Consider the following 7354-nt stretch of genomic DNA (forward strand, 5'->3'; position numbering starts at 1 on the left):
CTTTCCGCGGGCGTGCCGGCGGGGAGCCTCCTCGGCGCTTTGGCGCCTGCGGGGTCTCCCCAGCCCCGTACTCCCGCAGGAGTCTTCGCGCCTTCCACTCCAATCAACAGTGTTTAAAATCAACAATTGCCTTTTAACAGAGCCTATTTCTTAGATAAAGCTTCATTTGCCTTTTTCGTTAGTTCTTTTACGGCATCTTCTACACTTTCTTCCTCACTCCAGGCCTTTTTAAGAACATCGGTTTCATACTGCCAAATTTCCCCTGTACTTTTCACACTTGGCAGTGGACGAGAATATTCCACACCATCAATAAAGGCTTTAAGGTTCAAATTCGGAACAGATTGTAACCAAGCATCTTGGGTCCCATTAAAAGCAGGAATCACTGTTCCTGTTTTCGCATATATTTCCGCTGCTTCTTTTGAGCCTAAGAACTGAACAAACTTCCACGCAGCGTCTTTATGCTTTGTATTCGCAGCGATGACATTTGACAACCCATGAATCGCAACAGCACGTTGTTTGCCTTTTGGTACAACAGCAACGTTTAAATCAGGATTATTCTTATATTCCGGAACCATCCAAGGACCATCAAACATCATCGCTATTTTTCCTGAAGAAAATAATTCTGATGCAGCCGTTTCTGTCATTTGAGCTTGTGTTGGAGATAGCCCTTCTTTAATAAAACTAATATTGTATTTAAGTGCCTCAATCGCCTCAGGCTGATCAAAACCAACAGACTTGCCATCGTCAGAAATAATATAACCGCCATTTTGCCATATGAAATCATAATAGCCGCCTTGATTGCCCATTAAAGCAGCATAACCCCATATACCTTTATCTTTATTTGTCAGCTTTTTGGCGACTTCCTTTAACTTATTCCAGTCCCACGTTTCGTCTGGATAAGGGACGCCTGCTTCATCAAAGATTTTTTTGTTATACCATAAGCCGGTTGTATCAAAGTCTTTAGGAATTCCATACACTTTTCCATCAACAGTATAAAGATCAATTAAAGATTTCGGATAATTATCTAAACTAAAGTTATCTTTCTTGGCAAGGTCACTAATCGGAAGAATCACCTTTCCTTCTGCATATTGTTCAACATGGGCACCATTCATCCACATAACGTCCGGCAAAGCACCCCCGGTGGCAGCAGTTTCGAGCTTCTGGAAATATTGTCCATATGGAGTCAATTCTGTTTTCACCTTAATGTTCGGATATTTTTCGTTAAATAGCTTAACTATTTCTTCTACGGCAGGGACTTGCTTTTTATCCCAAAAACCATAGGTGATTTCCACTTTGTCATCTTTGCCATTACCTGAAGTTGTATTGCTATTACTACATCCGGCTAACCCTAGTAATCCTAAAATTACTGTTAAAAGCATGATAAACCACTTTTTCATCTTGTTTCCCTTCCTTCTATTAATTGTTTAGTAGATTTCTAACAACGAAATAATGACCTGTTACCCTTTGATAACCCTTACAATTTTTTTAATTTTATTACAATCACTATAACCATGTGTGGAACCTATTTTTTTAGCGATTACCACCTCCCTAAATAAAATAGTTTTTAATATTGGGAGATTACTTTAACTTTTTATTTTTCCTACTAAACTAGTGAAATAATCATCAATTTTAATCGATTGTCCCTGATTGAGCCTGGATTCTTCAGCAGCAAATGCCATTAGGTGACTTCTTACAGAGGCAAAAGCCGAAGAAACACTTTCCTGTTTATTTCCATATTGAATCTCTCTTAGGAAGGTTCTCATGATGCCGCTATCTCCGCCCCCATGCCCCCCAATGGGATTATCAAACTTAATGACCGTTTCCTGTTTTGTGAGGAAATCAAAGATGGAGATGCTGTTTTCTTCCATATTTCCACGTATTTCCCCTTTTGTTCCCATGATTTGAACAATGCGGGTTTGTTCCCTTGTAAAGCCGCACATGCTGAATGTTGCTGTTGCTCCGCCCTCAAATTCCATATTGACCACTTGGTGATCAACCACATCATTATCTGAGCGATACACGCATTTTCCATAAGGCGTTTCATTTAATGCCTTTATGATACCTTTATTGCTATCATCTTCAGTAAATTTCTTTGCCCATGCTTTGCCTTCCCCAAGATAATATCTGCCAGCGTGAAACGGACAAACGAGCTCTGCTGGACAACCCTCTAAACATCTTTTCGGCGCTCCCACAGGTGCATTATCTTCCTTAAAATGCATGAGCGAACCATAGGAGCTAACACGTTTACAATCTTTGCCGATCACAAACGAAATAATATCCATGTCATGACAAGATTTCTGAAGTATCATCGGGCTGGTTCTTTGCTTATTATTCCAATTACCACGGACAAAGCTGTGGGACATATGCATGACTTCCACATTTTCGTTTAGTTGAAGCGATACAACCTCTCCAATTTCCCCTTTGGAGATAATCTTTTTAATGGTTGACCAAAATTCTGTATATCTTAGTACATGGCATATGGTCAGCTGTCGATTATACTTTTTAGCAGCACGTTCCATCATAATGCATTCCGCTGGATCTGGAGACATAGGTTTTTCTAACAGAACATGATAGCCTAATTCCAATGCCTTCATCGTCGGCTTAAAATGATTTTGGTCAAGTGTGCAGATAATGGCAATATCCGCTATTTTTGTTTCTTGATTCAATACCTCTTCCCATGATTCATAACAATTTTCATCGGATATTTTATGGGCTTGTTGAAGTTTGTTTCTTCTTTCTCCATTTGGTTCCGCCACACTTATTATCTTTAATTCATTAGGATACTCTAAAGCATAAGGCGCATAAGCTCTTGCACCTCTGTCACCTGCTCCAATTAAAATAGCTGTCAGTGGTTTCATGATAATTCTCCTATCTACAACAATATTTCGTTTTCCAAAATTTTTTCCCGTTTTAATCCAAACGTTTTCCAAGCGTTGATTAAAAAAGAACCAATTAGGTTCGTTTTATGTTAGAGGACTCACGAATGACTAATTCAAACGGCAGAATTATTTTTATCGGAAGTTTTACTTCCTCTTCTACCATTTCCATAATCGTTTTAGCCGCCATTCTTCCCATTTCATATTTTGGGATTTCTACCGTTGAAAGCTGCGGGGATGAATATTTCCCCATTTCCAGATTATCTACGCCAAAGAAGGCAATGTCTTCAGGGATTCTAAGCTGATTTTCGATGACCGCCCTTATTGCAGCAATAGCCATTAAATCACTTGCGCAAACCATTGCGGACGGCAAATGCAACGGCTCCCTTTTGAGCAGTTTTTTCATTTGCTCATAGCTGGTTGACATTTTCCATTTTGTATTAATCACCCATTCAGGTTGTATTAATAGTCCTGCTTCTTCCATGGCTTGCTGATAACCTTTAAAACGATGTTCTGCGGACAAATCTTCAATGGCAGGATCAACACCCCCACCAATAAATCCGATGTCCCGGTGTCCTTGTTTCATTAAATGCTGGACCACTGTTTTCATGGCAGCCTTACGGTCATAGTCTACGATGGCCATATTTTTATCTGAATAATAAAAGTCCAGCCCTACTACAGGGATTTGCTGCTGAATATATTCGATAAGACTATCATCAATTTTATCAATCAGAAGTAGTCCTTCAATCCCTAAATCATGAATCGTCTTAAGAAGCAGTACCTCGTTTTCAATTTCATCCTTGGTAATACTAATAAGGGTATAATCATTATTTGCTAATGTATCACGAATGCCTGTATAAATTGTTGCAAAATAGGGGTTGGTTTCTGCTGATTTTGGATTGGCTACCCAGCCGATTTTCATGGTTCTTGACTTACTCTTTTCTTGATTGTTGGTTACTAAATTTCGGGCATGTTGATTGGGTATATAACCTAACTCCTTTACAGCCTCCCAAATTTTCGCTTTCGTTTCGGGATGAACGTTTCTGGTCTGATCATTTTGAATCACTCTTGATACAGTAGAAATGGAAACACCAACATATTCCGCAATATCCTTTAATCTTGCCACTAATAAAACACCTCTTAGGTTGAACTTAAGCGCTTTCTCTAATAGGATACCAAATTTTTATCCCATTTCGGAAATTCCTTTTAAATTTTTTAAATGTTTTGTAAAAAGAGGTTGTCCTTCCATCAATTCAAACGATGGGTTGATGGTACAAGATTGTGTTTAAAAATTAGCTGCCTCTCTTGACCGAAAATTATAACTAATTTGAATATAACTTCTTTATAATTAACCTGTCAACCCATCAACTTAAATTTAAATGAAATTTTATTGGGTTGTTGGTATAAGTTGACCTAAAAAAACTCATAGCCAGAATGCTATGAGTCATATTTAATTAGCTTAGTTCGGTGTAGAAGCGGCAACGATCACCACGTACAATGGATATACAAAATTCCACAGGAACCCCATTAACATCAAAGGCAGTTCTTTCAAGAAGCAGTGCCGGACGACCTTCCTCTGTTTGCAGATATACACTTTCCTCACTACGAATGAGAACAGGTTCAAATGCCTCTTTTGCTCTGGTTACCATAATATTAAATTGTTGTGAAAATAGATCATATAAAGAAATTTCGCCTACCTTTTTTAGCTGCTCCATATCTGAAACAACATGTTTCGGAATGAAAGATGATTCCAAAATATAGGGCTCATCATTGGCGCAGCGAAGGCGTTTCATTTCAATGACATTCTCATCGTCCCCCAGCTGCAACGCTTCCTGGATTTTGACAGTTGGTTTGACTTCTTCGATTTTCAAAATGATATCCCTAGGATTCAATCCTTTTTCTTTTAATACTTTGCTAAAGCTGTAGAACCCCATCAATGACTGCTGCAATTTCGGTTTTGCCACGAAGGTTCCTTTTCCTTGGATTCGGTAAAGTATCCCTTCCTGTACAAGCTCCTCAATAGCTTTTTTAGCAGTATTGCGGCTTACACCAAATTGGTCCATTAATTGATTTTCTGAAGGGATTTTATCTCCCGGAGTCCAATGTCCCTTTTCAATCGAATCCTTTAGTCTTTCCATCAATTGGTGATATAGCGGTATTAAACTTTCATGCTGCAATGGTTTCATTTTACTAAACCTGCCTCCAAACCATACTAACATTCTTTTAATAACCTAAATTATATCACCAACACTTGTGGAGTCAACCCAACAACCTGGTTCTTTACAGAATAGTACTACTAAACTATAATAATTATTGTCTCCGCAAAATCAACTTCAAATAAGTTTTATAAAGTGATTTTCACTAATATTTTTCTATTTAATTCACTGATACTTTTGTCTTTTGCCTCAATAACGTGAATCATTTCCTCAATAATATTGTTTAACGTCATTTGGCTAGTATCTTTTCCCAGAATAATAGAAGTTTCATACTGTAACCTTTTTTCTTTCTCACTCACAAAAATACCTCCATTTTTAAAATGCTAATAAGCGTTTTGCTACTTTCATTTAATTCCAAGTACAGTCCCGATTCAGCCCGTTGTGGAGACCCCACCAACTACGCAAGCTGCGGTTGATTCCAACTCAATTTCCCCACAATCACAATGGATTTTTTTGCATCCGGTTTCGATAATACAAGGTTACTCGTTTGTATTTCCAATAAAACTATTAAATACGACACACCGAATATAAAGATTAATGTGGTGCTTTTCACACGAAACAACGGCTGTATAATCGCTTTACACCTTGATATTTTAACCCTATACTAACAACTGCATGCATCTGTATATTGATCAACTTATCAAGATCTTGACTGCATTTGATAGTTATTTTATCTGCAAATCCATAAGTCATTCCTAGTTCAATCAATTCATTCCGTTTGTTCTCTATACACTCTTGTAATTCCCTTAATTGACTTGTAAAGTCTGTCGATAGCATGGTTCCCTCTCACCTCATACATTTTATGTGCTAATAGAATCAGCCAATTTTGTAAAACAATAAGAGGTAGCGTCAGGATTTTGTGGATTTACAACGTAAAGGTTAGAATATCTGATTTGTCAGCATCCGTAGTTAGTTTCAATAGAGTAACCCTAACGGGATGTTATATATTCTGGTATAGAAAGGTTTCAAATGTCCCATACAACTTTTTTCAAAATACCTTAGCGTGGTAATTATGCATTTGCCTGACTACATCCCTCTTAGTATTTGAATATAATAGATCAGATGAGTTTCTCATCTAATCTATTATAATTACAGACCTAATTTATTGTTTCACCACAACCAAATAATTAAAATAAGTTGCTTTTCATTCGTGTTCTTGACTGCTGCAGCTTATATTAAAACTTTAAGTTTTTATAAAGTTTTTGTAAAATTAAGAAACATTATGGTAACCATAACATTATTTTATTGATCCTGGATTTTTATCTACGGTTATTACACGAAGTCTGGCAACATACGAAAAGTTAGAGTAATAGTATCAATATGTTTAAGAGTTAGAGATCCATTGCAATTGTTTTAAAGTTTTTGAACCAGATCCTCCTGAAGCAGTAAGGCATACTTTCTTAAAATGGATTCCTTGATTCGTAATAGAGTGCAGTCATCACTATGGTTTAATATGTCCCTGTTGCCTCCTGTTCTACCTGTTACAAGGTTACCTCCCCATTAAAAACGGTGTTATATCAGTACTAACAGAATATCGTTCGGCTTTTACTCCATAGTAGGAATTCTATTCCAAATTTTTTGGATTACATCAATAAAAGATTGAATTGTTACTACGTTTTCCTTTTCCTTCAACGTAATGATAGAGGTGTTTACTTTTACTTTGTTCTCAGTAACTAGGATCGGGACTAAATCACCATTGCTAATTTCTTTTTTTATGTAGGTACTGATTAACAACGCTACCCCAATATTAATTAATACGGCCTTTTTGATCGCATCTAAGCTTCCAAATTCTATTACGTTTTGTAATGAGAGTTTCGATTGTATCAAATATTTATTTATTATCGTTCCAAAATATTCTCCAGCTTGATATTTAATAAAAGGAAAATTCGTCAGTAATTGGTCTTCCGGGTACCTAGCATATAAATCCTTTGAAACCACTAGAACCATGTCTTCCTCTGCAATCATGATGTTTGTAATTCCATTTTTACTTAGCTCGCCCGAAATAATCCCTATATCGTATTTGTTTGATTCGATCCCTTTTATAACTTCATCACTGTTACAAGAAATCACCTTAATCTGTACATGGGGATATAACTTCTGGTACTCAGAAATGACATAAGGAAAACACTTCGTACAATACCCTTCACTAGCGGCAATCGTAACATTGCCATACGAATTTGAAAGATCGGAGAAAGATGATTCAATCTCCTCCACTATGGAAAATAGCTGATCTGTATATGTTCTAAGGATTTCACCTGCAGG

Annotated in this window: 7 protein-coding genes; all 7 read right to left on the minus strand. The window is 37.1% G+C overall.

Annotation, left to right across the window (positions count from 1 at the left end):
- Window positions 1–143 precede the first annotated feature (143 nt).
- Window positions 144–1397, minus strand: a complete 1254-nt coding sequence (locus V7161_RS00345; protein ID WP_335441773.1) for an ABC transporter substrate-binding protein — start codon at window positions 1395–1397, stop codon at window positions 144–146.
- 186 nt (window positions 1398–1583) lie between these two features.
- Complete coding sequence (locus tag V7161_RS00350; RefSeq protein WP_335441774.1) at window positions 1584–2858, minus strand: Gfo/Idh/MocA family protein; 1275 nt, start codon at window positions 2856–2858, stop codon at window positions 1584–1586.
- 94 nt (window positions 2859–2952) lie between these two features.
- Window positions 2953–4002 (minus strand): LacI family DNA-binding transcriptional regulator, encoded by a 1050-nt coding sequence (locus V7161_RS00355; protein ID WP_335441775.1) that lies wholly within the window; start codon window positions 4000–4002, stop codon window positions 2953–2955.
- Between the two features lie 328 nt (window positions 4003–4330).
- On the minus strand, window positions 4331–5062 hold the full coding sequence (locus tag V7161_RS00360; RefSeq protein ID WP_335441776.1) for a GntR family transcriptional regulator: 732 nt from the start codon (window positions 5060–5062) through the stop codon (window positions 4331–4333).
- A gap of 158 nt (window positions 5063–5220) precedes the next feature.
- On the minus strand, window positions 5221–5391 hold the full coding sequence (locus V7161_RS00365; protein ID WP_335441777.1) for a hypothetical protein: 171 nt from the start codon (window positions 5389–5391) through the stop codon (window positions 5221–5223).
- A 250-nt stretch (window positions 5392–5641) separates the two neighbouring features.
- Window positions 5642–5869 (minus strand): aspartyl-phosphate phosphatase Spo0E family protein, encoded by a 228-nt coding sequence (locus V7161_RS00370; RefSeq protein WP_335441778.1) that lies wholly within the window; start codon window positions 5867–5869, stop codon window positions 5642–5644.
- Window positions 5870–6637: 768 nt separating this feature from the next.
- A partial coding sequence (locus V7161_RS00375) for a substrate-binding domain-containing protein (protein WP_335441779.1) occupies window positions 6638–7354 on the minus strand: 717 nt, incomplete at its 5' end.

It is taken from the genome of Neobacillus drentensis, from assembly GCF_036965425.1.
Taxonomy (GTDB): domain Bacteria; phylum Bacillota; class Bacilli; order Bacillales; family Cytobacillaceae; genus Neobacillus; species Neobacillus drentensis_F.